Origin of the sequence: Mariniflexile sp. HMF6888 (genome assembly GCF_044335535.1) — a bacterium.
In the GTDB taxonomy this organism is placed as follows: Bacteria; Bacteroidota; Bacteroidia; order Flavobacteriales; family Flavobacteriaceae; genus Mariniflexile.
In genome coordinates, this window is the sequence record NZ_JBIQVZ010000001.1 from 41,371 (window position 1) to 60,080 (window position 18,710).

The 18,710-nt window shown below is 34.6% G+C and carries 11 protein-coding genes; 7 read left to right on the forward strand and 4 right to left on the reverse strand.

What is annotated here, in order from left to right; genetic code table 11:
• Positions 1-2 precede the first annotated feature (2 nt).
• The 3 genes from ACGLWY_RS00230 to uvrB all read left to right on the forward strand — a co-directional run bounded on the left by ACGLWY_RS00230 (position 3) and on the right by uvrB (position 10,200).
• Complete coding sequence (locus ACGLWY_RS00230; RefSeq protein WP_396617681.1) at positions 3-2,759, forward strand: T9SS type B sorting domain-containing protein; 2,757 nt, start codon at positions 3-5, stop codon at positions 2,757-2,759.
• A gap of 292 nt (positions 2,760-3,051) precedes the next feature.
• Positions 3,052-7,953 (forward strand): choice-of-anchor L domain-containing protein, encoded by a 4,902-nt coding sequence (locus tag ACGLWY_RS00235; RefSeq protein ID WP_396617682.1) that lies wholly within the window; start codon positions 3,052-3,054, stop codon positions 7,951-7,953.
• Between the two features lie 243 nt (positions 7,954-8,196).
• Positions 8,197-10,200, forward strand: a complete 2,004-nt coding sequence (gene uvrB / locus ACGLWY_RS00240; protein WP_396617683.1) for an excinuclease ABC subunit UvrB — start codon at positions 8,197-8,199, stop codon at positions 10,198-10,200.
• A 70-nt stretch (positions 10,201-10,270) separates the two neighbouring features.
• On the opposite strand, the gene ACGLWY_RS00245 is transcribed toward uvrB, so the two are convergent.
• Positions 10,271-10,681 (reverse strand): TerB family tellurite resistance protein, encoded by a 411-nt coding sequence (locus ACGLWY_RS00245; protein WP_396617684.1) that lies wholly within the window; start codon positions 10,679-10,681, stop codon positions 10,271-10,273.
• A 371-nt stretch (positions 10,682-11,052) separates the two neighbouring features.
• Here ACGLWY_RS00245 and ACGLWY_RS00250 point away from each other — a divergent pair, with 371 nt between their 5' ends.
• Positions 11,053-11,385 carry a DUF1456 family protein gene (locus ACGLWY_RS00250; protein ID WP_396617685.1) on the forward strand — a complete coding sequence of 111 codons (333 nt, stop codon included), beginning with the start codon at positions 11,053-11,055 and terminating at the stop codon, positions 11,383-11,385.
• 79 nt (positions 11,386-11,464) lie between these two features.
• Here the strand turns inward: ACGLWY_RS00250 and sucC are convergent, their stop codons facing one another.
• Positions 11,465-12,655: an ADP-forming succinate--CoA ligase subunit beta gene (gene sucC / locus ACGLWY_RS00255; RefSeq protein ID WP_396617686.1), complete on the reverse strand. Its 1,191-nt coding sequence runs from the start codon at positions 12,653-12,655 to the stop codon at positions 11,465-11,467.
• 197 nt (positions 12,656-12,852) lie between these two features.
• Between sucC and lysA the strand changes: the two genes are divergently transcribed.
• The 3 genes from lysA (at position 12,853) to ACGLWY_RS00270 (ending at position 16,498) form a co-directional block, all read left to right on the forward strand.
• Entirely contained in the window at positions 12,853-14,088 is a 1,236-nt protein-coding gene (gene lysA / locus ACGLWY_RS00260; protein WP_396617687.1) for a diaminopimelate decarboxylase, read from the forward strand.
• A gap of 343 nt (positions 14,089-14,431) precedes the next feature.
• Positions 14,432-15,304 carry an ester cyclase gene (locus ACGLWY_RS00265; RefSeq protein ID WP_396617688.1) on the forward strand — a complete coding sequence of 291 codons (873 nt, stop codon included), beginning with the start codon at positions 14,432-14,434 and terminating at the stop codon, positions 15,302-15,304.
• Between the two features lie 12 nt (positions 15,305-15,316).
• Positions 15,317-16,498 carry a DUF1624 domain-containing protein gene (locus tag ACGLWY_RS00270; protein WP_396617689.1) on the forward strand — a complete coding sequence of 394 codons (1,182 nt, stop codon included), beginning with the start codon at positions 15,317-15,319 and terminating at the stop codon, positions 16,496-16,498.
• A 4-nt stretch (positions 16,499-16,502) separates the two neighbouring features.
• Here the strand turns inward: ACGLWY_RS00270 and ACGLWY_RS00275 are convergent, their stop codons facing one another.
• Entirely contained in the window at positions 16,503-17,060 is a 558-nt protein-coding gene (locus ACGLWY_RS00275; RefSeq protein ID WP_396617690.1) for a hypothetical protein, read from the reverse strand.
• 195 nt (positions 17,061-17,255) lie between these two features.
• Positions 17,256-18,629: a M20/M25/M40 family metallo-hydrolase gene (locus tag ACGLWY_RS00280; RefSeq protein WP_396617691.1), complete on the reverse strand. Its 1,374-nt coding sequence runs from the start codon at positions 18,627-18,629 to the stop codon at positions 17,256-17,258.
• Positions 18,630-18,710 lie beyond the last annotated feature (81 nt).

Sequence of the window (18,710 nt, forward strand, 5' to 3'; positions counted from 1 at the left end):
CTATGCTATCAATAAATAAAAAAACATTATTAACATTCGCTTTATTCAGTACCATTATTTGTTTTTCGCAAAAAGAAGCAGCTAATTGGTATTTTGGAGATAATGCAGGTATTCGTTTTAACAATAATGGTACCGTTACAGAATTAACAGATGGAAAATTAAGTACTACTGAAGGTTGTACAACTATTTCTGACGCCAATGGTAATTTATTATTTTATACCGATGGCGTAACTGTTTGGAACAAAAACCATGATGCTATGGCCAATGGGTTCGGTCTATTTGGAGATCCTTCAAGTACCCAGTCTGCTATTGTAGTTCCAAAACCAAACAATCCTAATATATATTACATTTTCACTGTTGATGCATCTGCTGGTCAAAACGATCCTGATTTTGGTTTTAATTATTCGATAGTTGACATGACGTTAAATGGAGGTTTAGGAAATGTCACTACAAAAAACAGCAACCTACTCCCAGTTAGTTCAGAAAAAGTAACTGCCGTTGTAAAAGACTGTGTTAGCCAATCTATTTGGGTTATTACGCTTGCACCAAACAGCACAAAACCGTCTGATTTTCATGATACCTTTTTTGCTTATGAAGTTAATAGCTCTATTGGATTAGTCCCCATTCCTATTACCTCTAAAGCAGCAAATATTGTAGATCCGAGAGGCTATTTAAAACTATCTCCCGATGGTACAAAACTAGTAAGCGCAAATGCTACATCTGGACTGTTTATTTATGATTTTAATAAAGAAACAGGGGTAGTAAGTAATGAGAAACCAATACACATCAACTTTTCTCTTAACGGACAAAAACCACAGATCCCTTATGGTGTAGAATTTTCCCAAAGCAATGAATTATTATACATTTCAACATATTATGAAACAAATGAAGATGAGGGCCATAACCCTAATGCACAATATGGCGCATTGCTTCAATATGACCTCACAGCCACAAATATTAGTGATAGCGAGTTTGTTATTGACCACAGGAAAACCTATAGAGGTGGCCTACAATTAGGCCCTAATGGAAAAATTTACCGAGCTATGAATACCTCTTATATTGTAGGCTTACCGTATTTATCCGTTATTAACGAACCAAACAATATTGGTGCAGCTTGTAATTATGTACATAGCAGTCTTAAATTAAGCCATAATGCCCGACAAGGCTTACCTCCATTTATAACATCCTTTTTTTCCGAGAAAATCGATATTATTGGGAACGATTCAAAATCTACTGAACTGTTTTTATGTGAGGGCGATAGTTACACCTTAAAATCGCCGGAAATATCTGGAGCCACTTATATATGGAAAAAAAACGGCGTAACTTTACCTGATAACACCTTCGAATTAAAGCCCTTCGAATTAAAGGTTACAGAAACTGGTTTGTATGAAGTTTTTATAGATCCTAACACTGGTGAATGTGATAAAACACTCGAAGGCCTAGTAGACATAACATTCCATCCAAATCCGGTAGCATACAATTACACATTAACACAATGTGATGAAGATGGTATTGTTGGTGGTATTACAAGAATCAATTTAAATGAAGCTTCGACCTATTTAACTGGTAATGACACAGAACTTTCTGCTAGCTTTTATTATGATGTCGCTAGAATGGATGAAATACCAAACCCAAATACTTATGGATTTGATGCAAACAATCCACTTCCTGTTTATGTAAAAGTTATTAATACCAAAACGGGCTGTTTCGATTTCTCCGAGCTAACTTTAACTGTTAGCATAACACAGATAAATACCTTCACGCCCAAACCATTATGTGATGAATTAGGTTCAGAAGATGGCATTAACACCTTTAACTTGGATGCCATTACAAACGAAATACAAACAGTAAACAATTTTACCTTTCCAATTACTTATTTTGAAACCTATGATGATGCTTTGTTAGAGCAAAATAACTTAGGTAGCTTTTTTAAAAATAATAAACACCCTTATCTACAAACTATTTTTGCCCGTGTAGAAAATAACAATAACTGTTATGGCATTAGCGAAGTAAATTTGATTGTAAACAAGCTACCAACCATTGAAGCCGATGAAGAAAAATGGTATTGCTTAAACTATGCGCCACAACTTATTACCTTAAATGCCGGTATTATTAACGATATTCCCAGCAACTATGCATACAAGTGGTCGACTGGAGAAAACACTCCGGAAATTGACATTAATACCCCTGGAATCTACACAGTAACCGTAACAAATGCCAATGGTTGCAGTAAAGACCGAAAAATTACTGTTAAACCTTCAAACATTGCAACTATTGAAGACATTGATGTTAAAGATGTCACCCGAAACAATACCATTACTGTTTTTGTTTCGGGTGAAGGCACTTACCAATATGCCCTATTCAACGAAAATAAAGAACTAATAGCACCGTACCAAGACAGTAATTTATTTGAAAATATACGTCCTGGCTTTTATACTGTTTACGTAAAAGATGTGAAAAACAATTGCGGTTTTAGTGAGGACAATGTGTCGGTAATAGGTTTTCCTAAAGTATTCACTCCAAATGGTGATGGTTTTAACGACACGTGGCAAGTATATGGGGTTTCTAGTATGTTTCAACCCCATACTAAAATCCTTATTTTTGATAGATTTGGAAAATTAATTAAAGAAATAAACCCTTTAGGTAAGGGTTGGGATGGCTTATTCAATGGAAACGAATTACCTGTAGATGACTATTGGTTTTCCATTAAGCTTCAAGATGGTAGGGTATTTAAGAATCATTTTACCTTAAAACGATAAACTTTTCACCTAAAAACAATTAAAAAGTGTATTTCGTCCTGTTTTTTTTGCGTTTCATCTAAAATTTATCTACTTTTCGCCATGAACTCATCTTGACTTTTTTGATTGAAGCGAAAAATAGAGATTTTTTGTTCCAGATTTTGGCTTTTTAGCACTTCATAGCAACGCTACGGAGTAAAAAAATAGGTGAAATATGGGACAAAAAGATCATTTTGCAGCCAATTGAAAAAAGTCAAGATGAGTTCAATATATAAATTCAACACTAGCAAGTTTATTACCCAAATAAAGCAAAGTGAAAAGAAACCTATATAACTACCTTACCTTACTTCTACTAATTTGTAGCTGTAATGTCTTGCTTTCCCAACAAATAACAGTTGATGGAACGGTTGGTTTACAACAACTTATAGAAGATAATTTGATTAAAAATAGTTGTGTTGATATTACGAACATAACATCATCGGTAAACGGAAGCTCAAGTGGTCTTTCAAGTTATGCATATTTTGAAAGAGGTAGTTCTAACTTTCCGTTTCAAAACGGTATCATGCTTTCTACCGGAAATGCCTCCTCTGGTGGTAACAGTGAAACAACCACCACACTAAGCGAAGGGTCATCTAGTTGGGGAACAGACACCGATTTAGAAACTGCATTAGGTATATCAAGTACCTTAAATGCAACCTCCATAGAATTTGATATTGTTTCTATTTCCAATCAGCTTCAATTTAATTATTTATTAGCTTCCGAAGAATATTTCGGTATTAATCCTTGCCAATTTTCCGATGGTTTTGTATTTCTTATTAAAGAAACAGGTAGCACAGACCCCTATCAAAACATTGCTTTAGTACCCGGCTCTACAACACCTGTAAACACGAACACCATTCACGATGAAATTTACGGAAGTAATGGTCCTATTTGTTCAGCCCAAAACGCACAGTATTTTGATGGATATAATATAGGCGATACCAATTACAATGGTAGAACTACGGTGCTAACAGCCTCAGCAACAATTACCCCTTATGTACAATACCATATTAAATTAATTATTGCCGATCAAAATGATTTTCAATCCGATTCTGCCGTTTTTATAGAAGGTGATAGTTTTAACATATTGGATTTAGGCGACGATATTACAACCTGTGCTAGTTTAGCGACCTTAAATGCTGATATACAAAACCCAAATGCGTCGTATGCATGGTATAGAGATAACAACTTAATTGTTGGAGCGGTAAATCCAACTTTAGATGTCATTCAAAATGGCACTTATAGAGTAGAAGTAACGGTATCATTAAACGGCAATGATTGTATTGAAGAAGATGAAATCGTTGTTGTGCTTAACACCGAAGAACCTATAGCTTCCATAAGTAATTATCAACAATGTGATGATGCCAGTGGCGATAACATTGAGGTATTCGACCTATCAACAAAAGGCACCGAACTTACTGCCAATATTCCTTTTTCCAATTATACATTTAGTTACCATTATTCCGACTCAGAAGCCAGAAGCAATCTCAACCCAATTAATAACCCTATTCCAAACATTTCAAATCCTCAAACTATTTATGTAAGGATAGACGATTTAGACAGTAATTGCTTTTCATATACAACATTTGATTTGGTTGTTAATCAAGCGCCCATTATTACAAACCCCACACCACTGGAAGTTTGCGATAGCGACGATAATCCTGATGGTTACACTACAATATATTTAAACGAAAAGGATGATGAAATAACAAATGGCCAAAGTAATTTAGCCGTAACCTATCACTACACGCCTGCCGACGCCGATACGGGTGCTAACCCTATAGCATCACCTTATGTAAATACTGCCACACCCACAAGCACCGTTTATGTACGCGTTATAAATACACAGACGGGATGTGCCAATACCACGACTCTGGATGTAAATATCACAATAAGCCCCACTGTAACTAGAGACACCAGATATCTTGATGCTTGTGATGCAGACCATGATGGTTTTGCCAATTTCGATTTAACACAAATTATTAGCGATATTGAAGGTGGTTTACCCAATGTTACAACAACTTTTCATGAGAGTGAAGACGATGCCCAAATGGGCACCAACCCAATTACAGACCCTAACAATTACCAAAACACAAACTTTGAAGAACAGACCATATACGTTAGGGTTGAAGATGACAATACCGGATGTGCGTCTATCGTGCCATTAGAAATTCATCCCAATTTACTATTAACAGCAACAGATACTGGTGATTATGCATTGTGTGACAACAATGATATTAATACAGATACTATGGATTTTAATCTATATACTGTTGAATCCTACATTGCAAATGATTTACCCTTTCCTATCGAGGTTACTTTTTTTCATACTGAAGCAGATAGAGACTCTAATACAAACCCTATCCCTAAAGACGACTTATTCAGTGCAATAAGTCCAAAAGTATTATATATTAGAATAGAAAACACCGATACAGGCTGCTCTGATGTGACTGAGATTACACTTTTAGTCAACCCTATATTGTTGTTTAGCCCTGCAAGTCCGTTGCCCTATTGCGATACCGACGATGATGGCATTGTAGATATCGATTTGCATTCTTTAGATGATATTGTTACAAATGGCAATACCAATTTTACCGTTACTTATTTCCCAACATCACAAGATGCCGAAGACAATATCAATATGCTTCCACCATTTTACACCAATACACAACCTGTAGAAACACTATATGCACGTATTGAAAATATAGATACGGGATGTCATACTGTAAACTCCTTTGACATTGAAGTATTAGTAGCTCCGGCATCCAACCAACCAACGGATATTATTATTTGTGATGATGATCAAGATGGGTTTTCTATAATCAATTTAGAAGATAAGATTGACGAAGCAGTAGCCAATAGAACAGATTTAAACATTAGCATCCATACATCTTTAGATGATGCTAATACCAATTCAAACCCCATTCCAAATGCTCAATTAACGGCATACAATTCCAATACACAAACCATTCATATCCGAATTGAAGACGCCCTTTCGTCAGTAGGCTGTTACGCTATTGAATCTTTTGAAGTTATAGTCAATACACAACCCGTTTTCCCTGATATAGACGACTATCAAGTTTGCGAAGATGATGGCGATCGTTTTGCCTTTTTCTTATTATCTGAAAAAGACACCGAAATACTAAACGGACAAACAGGTAAAGAAGTGTTTTATTTTGAAGACGCTGCATTAACTAATCCGATTGACAAAAACACCCCTTATGAAAATAAAACAAGTCCGCAAACCATTTATGTAAGAGTCGAAAATATAACCGATGCCAGCTGTTTTGGTACGGCATCATTTACCATACTAGTGTCTCCCGACCCCGTTTACAATGCCAATTTTGAGGATTATGGCGTTTGTGACGATGCCAGTAACGATGGCAAAAATGTTTTCAATTTAGATGAAAAAAGAAATGAGATTGCCCAAGGATCTACCGATAATTTAAATATTTCGTTCCATTTGACACTTCAGCAAGCTGAAAGTAACACCAATCCTTTACCAGCACAATACACCAATGCTACAAACCCACAAACACTTTTTGTTAGAATTGAAAGTAGCGATTCGTTATGTTTTGTTGTTGAAGAATTAGGTATCAATATTATTGCTGCTCCCGATGTCACCAATGTATCGGCGCCTTTAATTGAATGCGACGCCGATTATGATGGTATGACAACCTTTGATTTAGAAACTGCCGATTTTGAAATAAACGACCGCGTACAAAGCAACCTTATTATAAACTATTTTGAAAATTTCAGCGACATCAATCCTAATGATGGCTTAGACAATTCAAATGAAATTCCAAATCCTTCAAGTTATAATTCAAATTCAAAAACCGTATATATAAAAATTGCCAATACCTTAACAGGCTGTTACAGTGTTATTCCTTTAGAACTTATAGTAAACACACCACCTCCAACCAATACTATTGGTACTATTGAAATATGTGATAATGATACTGATACTTATGATTTATCGTTAGTTAATAACATGATTGTAAACGATTCAAATGGTATTACAATCTCCTATCATAACACTCCAAACGATGCTGATACTAACATAAACCCATTACCGAACCCTTATAGTTACACCGCAAGCAGCCATACCATTTATGCAAGGGTTTCAAATAATACAACCGGCTGTTTTATTGTACAATCCTTCATTTTGCAAATAAACCCTAACCCCGTTGCCAACACAACGCCTAGTTTGATTTCTTGTGATGATGGTTTTGATGGCTTTTACGAATTTGATTTATTGGTAACTGCAAATGACATATTAGGAACACAAAATGCAAGTGCACATACTATTACCTATTACGATGATTTAGCAAATGCCGAAGCAGGCGCTAACTCATTAGGAAATTTACATGCAGCTTTTAATGGGGAAGTTATTTACGCAAGAATAGAAAACAACACCGGCTGCTACGATATTACACAATTTACAACCATAGTAAACCCACTTCCTGTAATACCTATAAATGACATTGTCCCTATGTGCATCAACAACTTACCATTGATTATTGATGCTTATACAGGAAACCCTAGTGACACTTATGAATGGTCAACCGGGGAAACAACACCTCAAATTGTATTAAATGACGCTTCCCAAATAGGCAATTATTGGGTAGTTGCTACGACTCCGCATGTTGTTTCAGAGGATTGTTCATATCCCAAATTCTTTTCAGTTATAGAATCGGAAGATGCCACAATAAACTTTACCACGACGGTAGATTTTGCAGACCCAAATAGTATTACCGTGGATGTTAGTGGTGTTGGCGATTATGTTTTTATTTTAGATGACGGCGAACCCCAAACATCCAATGTATTTGAAAACGTTACGTTTGGCGTTCATTTAGTAACCATAAGGGATTTAAACGGTTGCGAAGACGTCACTACCGAAGTTGTAGTCATAGACATTCCTAAATTTTTCACACCAAATAACGATGGCGCTTTCGATACTTGGCATATTATAGGCATCGAGCAACTACCTGGAACCATTGTTTATATTTATAACAGATATGGTAAATTACTAAAAACCTTGCCACAAACATCAAGTGGATGGGATGGTACGTATAATAGTGAAAATATGCCTTCAGATGATTATTGGTTTGTTGCTAAAGTTATTCAGGATGGAAATGCTTTCGAAGTAAAAGGACACTTTGCATTAAAGCGCTAACACATTTATTTTCATTAATTTTACAGAGAAGTTATTTAAGCTTCAGAATGAAATCAGCATAGAAAAAATTTGATATTATTTATATCTACCACTATGCGAATGACATCTGATAAATAAATGTTTAGTATATGACCAAAATCAAAATACATTGAACCGTGTCAGTCTGAGACTTTCGACTGCGCTCAATGTGACACGCTTCATTTTTGTCATGTAGTAAAAAATAAATGCCAATAAAAATTACAAATGAAATTTAAAATTGAATCGGGATTTAAGCCTACAGGTGATCAACCAGAAGCTATAAAACAATTAGTTTCAGGCATTCGTTCCAACGAAAAACACCAAACCTTACTTGGGGTTACAGGGTCAGGAAAAACCTTTACGGTAGCTAATGTTATTCAAGAAGTACAGAAACCTTCCTTGGTTTTAGCACACAACAAAACGTTGGCAGCTCAATTGTACTCTGAGTTCAAACAGTTTTTTCCAAATAACGCCGTGGAGTATTTCGTATCGTATTACGATTATTACCAACCAGAAGCTTACATTCCTGTTTCAGGTGTTTTTATTGAAAAAGATTTATCTATAAACGAAGAAATAGAAAAAATGCGTTTAAGTGCTACTTCTTCACTACTTTCTGGCCGTCGGGATGTTCTAGTGGTCGCTTCGGTGTCATGTATTTATGGTATTGGAAACCCTATCGAATTCCAAAAAAACGTCATCACTTTAGAAAGGGACCAAGTTATTTCCAGAACTAAATTACTGCATCAATTAGTACAAAGTTTGTATTCGCGTACCGAAGGGGAATTCAATCATGGAAACTTTAGAATAAAAGGTGATACCGTAGATATTTTCCCAAGTTATGCCGATGATGCCTTTAGAATCCACTTTTTTGGTGATGAAATTGAAGACATGGAATCCTTCAACATTCAAACGAATCAAGTCATTGAAAAATATGATTTGCTAACTATTTATCCGGCAAACATGTTCGTTACCTCGCCCGATGTTTTACAGGGCGCCATAAAGGAAATTCAGGACGATTTGGTAAAACAACATGATTATTTTGTAGAAATTGGCAAACATTTAGAAGCTAAACGCCTTAAAGAACGCACCGAATTCGATTTAGAAATGATTCGTGAATTGGGTTACTGTTCAGGCATTGAAAATTATTCACGCTATTTAGATGGCCGTTTGCCCGGTACACGCCCCTTCTGTTTGCTCGATTATTTTCCAGACGATTATTTAATGGTAGTCGATGAAAGCCATGTGACCATTTCACAAGTACATGCCATGTATGGTGGTGATCGAAGTAGAAAAGAAAACTTAGTAGAATACGGTTTTAGACTGCCTGCTGCTATGGACAACAGACCTTTAAAGTTTGAAGAGTTTGAAGCTATTCAAAATCAGGTTATTTATGTAAGTGCAACGCCAGCCGATTACGAATTAAAGAAATCGGATGGTATTTATGTGGAGCAAGTGATTCGACCAACAGGATTACTGGATCCTATTATTGAAATACGCCCAAGCTTGAACCAGATTGATGATTTAATTGAAGAAATCCAGCAACGAGTTGAAAAGGACGAACGCACGTTGGTTACCACACTTACCAAACGTATGGCGGAAGAATTGACTAAATATCTTGATAGAATTCAAATTCGTTGTCGCTACATTCATAGTGATGTAGATACATTGGAGCGTGTAGAAATCATGCAGGATTTACGAAAAGGGTTGTTTGATGTCTTGGTAGGCGTCAACTTATTACGTGAAGGATTGGATTTACCCGAAGTGTCTTTAGTTGCTATTTTAGATGCCGATAAAGAAGGTTTTTTACGTTCGGCACGTTCACTTACCCAAACCGTTGGTAGAGCCGCTAGAAACCTCAATGGTAAAGCCATCATGTATGCCGATAAAATTACCAACAGCATGCAAAAGACAATTGATGAAACCAATTACAGACGTGAAAAACAAATAGCTTACAATACAAAACACAATCTCAGCCCAAAAGCATTAAATAAGAGTTTAGATAATGCCTTAACAAAAAATTCAATCAGCACGTACAGTTATGAATTGGAAGCCTTAAAAGCAGCCGAACCTGAAAGCATCTATTTAACAAAACCCGAATTAGAAAAGAAAATTCGTGATAAACGCAAACTTATGGAAGAAGCTGCAAAAGCCCTAGATTTTATTGCGGCTGCAAAACTGCGTGATCAGATTAAAGAATATCAAACAAAAATGGAAAAGCTAAAAGTTTAAACTCTTAGCTTTTCTAACCAATAAGTAGGTTAAAAATAAAACACACAAATTAAAATTCAGCAGAGAACACTTAATTATATTGTGTTTTAAAAATATCTATTAACACGTCTGGTGGTACAATTTTATTAGGAAAACTTTCCATTAAATACAATACCTTAGTAATAGACTCGTGACTTAAGCCCATACGTAAACCAAAGTTATATAACTTAATTACATTTTTAGAATTGTTATCACTACTATAACCATCAATGTTCATTAATAACACCAATCGGTGAAATTGGACGATACGCTCGCTATGTGATTTTAAATGAATATAATTAATGGGGTGCTCAATCAAATAATCGAAATCTTCTCGCGAAATTTCAAGTTGTTTAGCAACACCAAGTAAAAAGTTATACTCTATATGTTTTATGTCTTTATCATACTTAGCAAAAGCTATCATTTCTGATAGAAGACTCAGTTTTTCCACTCTATTAATCATGTCTCAAGGGATTAATTAATTACATTATAAAGATACGCACAACAGTAATTTAATAATCGTAGATATTATGTAACTTATCGAAAACACTAGAGTATTTGGTCGTAAATTTTATTTACTTCATCAGTAAAAAAAATATTCAAGCTGAAAACCTGATGCTTTTTCAATAATAAATCCTTGTTCTTAAATCAAAAACAAACAGTATAAATAACTGATTATCAATTAAATAAGAGTGATTAAATAATTTTAAATTAAATGAAACAAAATAAATATTTAGGGTATCTTTACAGAAATTACAAAAACGCTAGAAAAGTATCTCCTTAAATACATTATCGATAAACGGTAACCTATATTTGAGTATAAAAATTATGGATATGACAAATAATGATGTATTAAAAAAATTACGCGTTGCCTTGAAGCTTCGGGACGATGATATTGTAAAGATTTTGGAGCTTGTGGACTTTAGAATTTCAAAAAGTGAACTTGGTGCTTTTTTTAGAAGTGAAGACCACCCAAAGTATATGGAATGTGGTGACCAGATTTTACGAAACTTTTTAAATGGTTTGGTTATTCATTTACGAGGGCCGATGCCTGAAAAAGCTTCAAAGGTTCCAAAAACTGAAAATCAAAAAAAAGAAACGCTTAAAAAATTTATTCCCAAAAAGAATTTCAATAAAGATAAGCCACAAAAAAAGAGCAACGATTGACGGTTGCTCTTTTTGTTTTATATATATGCCTACAAGGTTTTTAAAACTTTGCAGGGTAATTTAAAACCTTTCAGGGTAATTAAGCTAATACTTGTTGTACTTTATCTGCAGCTTCTTGAAATTCGGTAGCACTTAAAACTGCCAAACCAGAATTATCTATTAATTCTTTAGCTATATCCGCATTGGTTCCCTGTAAACGTACAATAATTGGCACATTAATAGTTCCCATATTTTTATAAGCATCGATAACGCCTTGTGCCACACGGTCGCAACGTACAATACCACCAAAAATATTAATTAAAATAGCTTTTACAGCTGGATCTTTTAAAATGATTTTGAAAGCAGCTTCTACACGTGCTGCATCTGCAGTCCCACCAACATCTAAAAAGTTTGCTGGCTCACCACCAGAATGCTTAATTAAATCCATAGTTGCCATTGCTAAACCTGCGCCGTTAACCATACATCCAACATTACCATCCAAATCAACATAATTTAAACCTAGTTCTCCAGCTTCTACTTCAATGGCGCTTTCTTCACGTACATCACGTAAATCAACATAATTTTTATGTCTGAAAAGTGAATTATCATCAATTGTAACTTTAGCATCAACAGCTAATATTTTATTATCACTTGTTTTTAAAACCGGATTAATTTCAAATAAAGAAGAATCAGATTTCACATAAGCTGTATAAAGATTGGTAACAAACTTTGTCATTTCTTTAAAAGCGTTACCAGATAATCCCAAATTAAAAGCAATACGTCTTGCTTGAAATGGCAATATGCCAACAGTAGGGTCTATTTCTTCCGTAAAAATTAAATGTGGTGTCTCTTCTGCCACAGTTTCAATATCCATACCACCTTCGGTAGAATACATAATCATGTTACGCCCAGTACCTCTATTTAAAAGTACCGACATGTAAAATTCACTTGTCTCACTTTCGCCAGGATAATAAACATCCTCTGCAACTAAAACTTGGTGTACTTTTTTTCCAGCAGCAGACGTTTGAGGTGTAATTAGGTTCATCCCAATTATGTTTCCTGCAATTTCTTCTACTTCCTTCAGGTTTTTAGCAAGCTTAACACCTCCACCTTTTCCACGTCCACCTGCATGAACTTGGGCTTTTATAACATACCAACTTGTACCTGTTTCTGCTGTTAATTGTTTTGCAGCTACTACTGCCTCTTGTGCGTTTTGAGCAACAATACCACGTTGAATACGTACTCCAAAGCTGTTTAATATTTCTTTACCTTGATATTCGTGTAAATTCATAATTTGCTAAATAGTTTAAGAAGCGCAAATGTAAATAATCATGATAACTTACCCTAATATTTAATTGGCAAAACACCCATTTTAAATTATTTTTTTAAAGTTGTTATATAATTAACATTTTGTTTAATTTGTTTAATTTTTTATTTATTTCTTTTTTATTTATCGTAAAGAAATATCTTTGACGAAAATTTTAAATTATGTTAGAAAATCAATTGCTGAAAATTGCACAAGATTTTGGGAGTCCGGTTTATGTTTATGATGCCGAAAAGATCGAAAGTCAATACAAAAGACTAACTAATGCTTTTAAAAATGTTAAACATCTTAAAATAAATTATGCCGTTAAAGCATTATCTAATATATCTATACTCAAACTTTTTAACTCACTAGGCTCTGGAATAGACACCGTTTCTATACAAGAAGTTCAATTAGGTTTAGTTGCTGGTTTTTTACCAGAACAAATAATTTTTACGCCCAATGGTGTATCACTAACTGAAATTGAAGAGGCTGCAAAACTTGGTGTTAAAATTAATATTGACAACCTTTCCATATTAGAACAATTTGGTACGAAGCATCCAAAAACACCTGTTTGCATTCGTATAAATCCGCACGTTATGGCTGGAGGAAATGCTAATATTTCTGTGGGACATATCGATTCTAAATTTGGTATCTCGATTCATCAAATACCTCACATATTGCGTATTGTTGAAAATACTAAAATGACCATTAATGGTATTCATATGCATACTGGTAGTGATATTTTAGATATTGAAGTGTTTTTATATGCTAGTGAAATATTATTTGAAACCGCAAAACAATTCAAAAATTTAGATTTTATTGATTTTGGTTCTGGGTTTAAAGTACCATACAAACAGGGTGATATCGAAACCAATATTGAAGAATTAGGCGAAAAATTATCTAGTAAATTCAATGCTTTCTGTAAAGAATATGGCAAAGATTTAACATTGGCTTTTGAACCTGGTAAATTTTTAGTGAGCGAATCCGGAAGCTTTTTAACTAAAGTAAACGCCATTAAACAAACAACCTCAACCGTTTTTGCACAAGTTGATTCTGGTTTTAACCATTTAATACGACCTATGTTCTATGGGTCGCACCATGATATTGTAAACATTTCAAACCCAAAAGGTCGTGAGCGTTTTTATACCGTTGTAGGTTACATTTGTGAAACAGATACTTTTGGCAACAACCGCCGCATTGCAGAGATTAATGAAGGTGATGTGCTATGCTTTAAAAATGCCGGTGCTTACTGCTTCTCTATGGCAAGTAACTACAACTCTAGATTTAGACCTGCCGAAGTTTTATGGTACAACAACAGAGCACATCTAATAAGAAAAAGAGAAACGTTTGAAGATATTTTAAACAATCAAGTAGAAATAGACTTTGCTAGTAAAAAGGAAAAACAATTGGTTAAATAAACTTTACCAACTATACCTTTTTTTGTAAAAAATGTTTAACAAGTGTTAAGCATTTTTTTTTGTCCCAAACATGTAACATAAATATCATTCAAATTAATTTGCTAATATCCAATAATTTACTTAATATTATAAGAAACTCCCCTAAGTCTTTTTACAGAATTAAACCATAAAAAAAGGCTTTATGAAAAATCCGTCTTTCCAGTTCTTTAAACAAATCAAAGTACCACTTATAGATAGTACTATGTATTTTATTTTTCTACCCAAATCTCATTCCACATTATTAAAAATTTCAAACAAAACACTCGCATACAACAATTTAAAATAACCCGTAAAACCAACCGTTATGAAAAATCCAGTTTCTTTATTACTTTTAATCATCGCACTGGGCTTGTTATCATGTAACAATTCCAAACTTGAAAAAAACATTAAAATGTATACCAGTACTTGGGATGCTGTTATTAACAATGGCGACCTAGACCAAATTAACAATACTAATTTTACCGATAACATTACACTCATCATGAGTCCTGAAAATATTGTTGGTATAGAAGGGGTTAAAGCCTATTACCAAAATTTTGTCACTGGATTTTCTAATATTAAATTTACCGTGGTCAATGTATTTGGACAAGATGACAATATTGTTAAACATTGGAACTTTAAAGGGACACATACAGGCGATTTTTTTGGAATACCAGCCACCGGAAATGTGGTAAATATTGACGGGGTTACTTTAGTTAAAATGAAAGATGGTAAAATTGCCCAAGAACAAGATTTTATGGATAACACTGTATTCATGCAACAATTAGGCATCGTATCAGATCCAGAAAACATGGGCATTATTGATAATCTCTATAAAGCATTTGGCACAGGTGATATTCCAACTGTTTTAAGTTTTATGGATGCAAAAATTGTTTGGAACGAAGCCGAAGGCAATGCCTATGCCGATGGTAACCCTTATATAGGAACTGATGCCATTTTAAATGGTATTTTTACACGTATAGGTGAAGATCACAACTATTTTAAACTGACAGATATTATACTACATGACATGTCCAATAACCAGGTGCTGGCAACTTTAAGATATGATGGCAAGGTAAAAAAAACAGGAAAACCGTATAACACCCAAGCAGCTCATTTATGGACTTTAAAAGATGGAAAAATAACAGCATTTCAGCAATATGTGGACACCAAACAACTTAATGACGCTGTAAAATAGCAAATATTCACGATGCCATTAAAAACCAACCGTATAGAATCTATAGACATTTTAAGAGGTATCGTAATGGTTATTATGGCATTAGACCATGTTAGGGATTATTTTCATTATGGTTCGTTTTTTTCCGATCCTACAAACTTAGAAACCACCACACCTTTCTTGTTTTTTACTAGGTTTATTACGCATTATTGTGCGCCGGTTTTTGTGTTTTTAGCAGGTACATCGGCATTTTTATATGGGAGTAAAAAAACGAAACCAGAACTCTTTAAATTTTTATTAACCCGTGGTATTTGGCTTGTATTTTTAGAAATAGCCGTTAATAATTTTATCTGGTGGTTCGATATTAACTATGGCTTTGTGGTACTTCAAGTTATTTGGGCTATTGGATTGAGCATGGTCATTCTATCCTTCTTAATTTTTCTTCCAAAACAAGTTTTAATAGCTATTGGTTTTACCATAATACTTGGCCACAATTTATTAGACACTATTTTACTTAAAGGTGAAAGGATAGGGGCTGTTCTATGGTACATTTTACACCAAGGAAGCCAAATCACCACCGATTCTAATAGACTTATAGGGATATACTATCCTATATTGCCTTGGGTTGGAGTCATAATTTTAGGCTATAGTTTTGGTCTTTTTTATGTAAAAAACTTCAGTGCATCAATTAGAAAAAAATGGCTACTAATCATGGGATTAACTGCAATAACTCTGTTCTTTATTATTAGAGGCAGTAATGTATATGGCGATTTGGTGCCGTGGACTATACAGGATACCTCCACTAAAACCATTTTATCATTCTTTAATGTTAGCAAATACCCACCATCACTTTCATATTTACTCATAACTTTAGGACCCGCACTATTATTTTTATACGGTATTGAAACGGTAAAAAATAAATTTACAGACTTCTTTTTAGTATTTGGACGCGTGCCATTGTTTTATTACTTCCTACATGTTTTTGTCATTCACGTATTAGCAATTATAGGAATTTTAATTTTTGATGGAAATTGGCAAGACATGATTCTTACCGCTGAAGCATTTCAAAATGCCAACCTTATAAATTATGGATATTCCTTAATGGTCGTTTATATGGTATGGGCTGGGGTCATTATACTTCTTTATTTTCCTAGTAAAAAGTACATGGTTTATAAAGCTACTAATAAAGATAAGTGGTGGTTAAGTTATTTATAAAAAGTCATTCATCAACTCTACCGCTAAACAAGTTGACTTTAGAATTAAACGGATTTCCTGAAGAACGACGCAATAGTACCACCTGCCCACAATGCCACAACGCATCTGAAATGGGTCCGCTAATAATATTCCAAAATGGTACTTCGGTATTTTCTAATTGAAAAGGCACATCTGTATTATACAAAACCTCAGACACCACTTTTAAATTTAACAATGTTTGTTTACGCATATCTTCAAAAACGAGTTCTGACTTATTAGTGTCTTTATTGTCATTTAAAACACTATTTCTAATAAATTTAGACAACCCGTAAATATGGGCGATGGTTTCTATAGTTGCTCGTCCCGTCTCACTTGGTTTAAAGTTTAAATCTTCATCTCTTAAACTTTCAGTAGCCCAATAATACCTAAAGCCTAAGCCGTCTATCATTCTAGCAGCTACTGAATTTGCTGTGTATGGTGCTTCATTGCATTCGGGAATTTCATAATATGGTAATTTCCCATCTGTTTGAGCCATCATAACCACTGAACTTGCTAAAATAAATATGAATATAAATTGTTTCATTGTTAATGGGTTCTGGGTTCAAAGTTCCGGGTTCAAAGTTCCGGGTTTAAGGTTCTGGGTTTAAGGTCAATCATCAATCGTTAATCGCAAAAGGGCTGTCTAACAGTCTAACTTTCTAACTTCTGGGTTTTGGGTTCATTTTTGAATTGCTAATTGCTAATTGCTAATTGTTAATTGCTAATTGTTAATTGCTAATTATTTCAAGCCATATTTATCAAACAAATACACTAACGATGCCATAGTGGCGGCACCTAATTCCAACTCACGTTTATTAACGGCGTCAAATGTATCGTTACTAGCATGATGGTGATCGAAATAACGTTGCGAATCGGGTCGTAGTCCTGCCAACACATTTTTTTCGGTTTTAAGAGGCCCCACATCGGCGTCACTGCCACCCTTTTCAAAATAATGTATCAAATAGGGTTTAAATAGGTATTGCCAACTCAATACTTGATTGAAATTGGCATCGCTACAATCGAAACTAAACCCCCGGGGTGTAAATCCTCCTGCATCACTTTCTAAAGCAAATACATGGTTTTCACCTTTTTGTTTGGCTTCTTCGGCATATTTATTAGCACCACGAAGTCCATTTTCTTCATTCATAAATAATACGACACGAATACTGCGTTTTGGTGTAATGCCACTTTCTTTTAGCAAACGCAATACGTCCATAGACTGTACGACTCCCGCCCCATCATCGTGCGAACCATCGCCTAAATCCCAGGAATCTAAATGGCCTCCAACTGTTATATATTCGTTTGGAAATTGGCTTCCTGTTATTTCTCCAATGACATTATAAGATTGCACATCTGTCAATTGCTTACAATTTTGTTTAAAATATATTTTGATGTTTTTATCAAGTTGCAGCATAGTGCTTAATATTTCAGCATCGCTTGTACTTATTGCGGCTGCCGGTATTCTTTTTTCAATAGGCAAATCGTCGTAAGTCATGCTTCCTGTATGGGGTAAATTATCTAAACGTAAATTCATCGATCTTACAATAACGCCAATAGCGCCATATTTTGCTGCTTCTACCGCTCCTTGGTAACGCTGGTTTACACAACCTCCGTACGCATCGAAGGCACTAATTAAATTAGCCTGCATCGGTCGATTATAAAATACTACTTTGCCTTCTATGTTGGTTTTCCCAAGTGCTTCTAATTCTTCAAAATTTTTAACTTCAACAACATTTGCTTTTATACCAAGTGCTGGTGTAGCGACCGAACCGCCTAAAGCACAAATATTTACCGTGTTTGTTTTTCCCGGTGCTGTTTCTATATAGGCATATTCCTTGGCGCCACGAACCCATCTTGGTACCATAACGGGTTGTAACCAAACTTTATTTAATCCTAATTTTTCAAGCTCCTCTTTTGTGTATGCCACAGCTCTTTCGGCACCTAAAGAGCCCGATAAACGACTCCCAATTTGATTTGACAAATGGTTTAACCAATCGTAACTTTTACCATTGGTTAAAGACGTTTGATATATGTTTTTTATAATGGCCTCATCAGTTTGGGCAGTTCCTATTAAAATAAAAAAACAGCATAGCATTGTAAAAGTTCTTATCATACGTTATTTAATTTAAGGCTAAAAATAGTATTTATTGAAAGTGTTTTGTCTAAATAAAATCATAAAAAATATTTAATGCAC

Excerpts from the sequence above, each read along its gene's own strand:
- ACGLWY_RS00230 (WP_396617681.1), top strand. The coding sequence starts at position 3 with ATGCTATCAATAAATAAAAAAACATTATTAACATTCGCTTTATTCAGT.
- uvrB (WP_396617683.1), top strand. The coding sequence starts at position 8,197 with ATGAAATTTAAAATTGAATCGGGATTTAAGCCTACAGGTGATCAACCA.
- ACGLWY_RS00245 (WP_396617684.1), bottom strand. The coding sequence starts at position 10,681 with ATGATTAATAGAGTGGAAAAACTGAGTCTTCTATCAGAAATGATAGCT.
- ACGLWY_RS00250 (WP_396617685.1), top strand. The coding sequence starts at position 11,053 with ATGACAAATAATGATGTATTAAAAAAATTACGCGTTGCCTTGAAGCTT.
- sucC (WP_396617686.1), bottom strand. The coding sequence starts at position 12,655 with ATGAATTTACACGAATATCAAGGTAAAGAAATATTAAACAGCTTTGGA.
- lysA (WP_396617687.1), top strand. The coding sequence starts at position 12,853 with ATGTTAGAAAATCAATTGCTGAAAATTGCACAAGATTTTGGGAGTCCG.
- ACGLWY_RS00265 (WP_396617688.1), top strand. The coding sequence starts at position 14,432 with ATGAAAAATCCAGTTTCTTTATTACTTTTAATCATCGCACTGGGCTTG.
- ACGLWY_RS00270 (WP_396617689.1), top strand. The coding sequence starts at position 15,317 with ATGCCATTAAAAACCAACCGTATAGAATCTATAGACATTTTAAGAGGT.
- ACGLWY_RS00275 (WP_396617690.1), bottom strand. The coding sequence starts at position 17,060 with ATGAAACAATTTATATTCATATTTATTTTAGCAAGTTCAGTGGTTATG.
- ACGLWY_RS00280 (WP_396617691.1), bottom strand. The coding sequence starts at position 18,629 with ATGATAAGAACTTTTACAATGCTATGCTGTTTTTTTATTTTAATAGGA.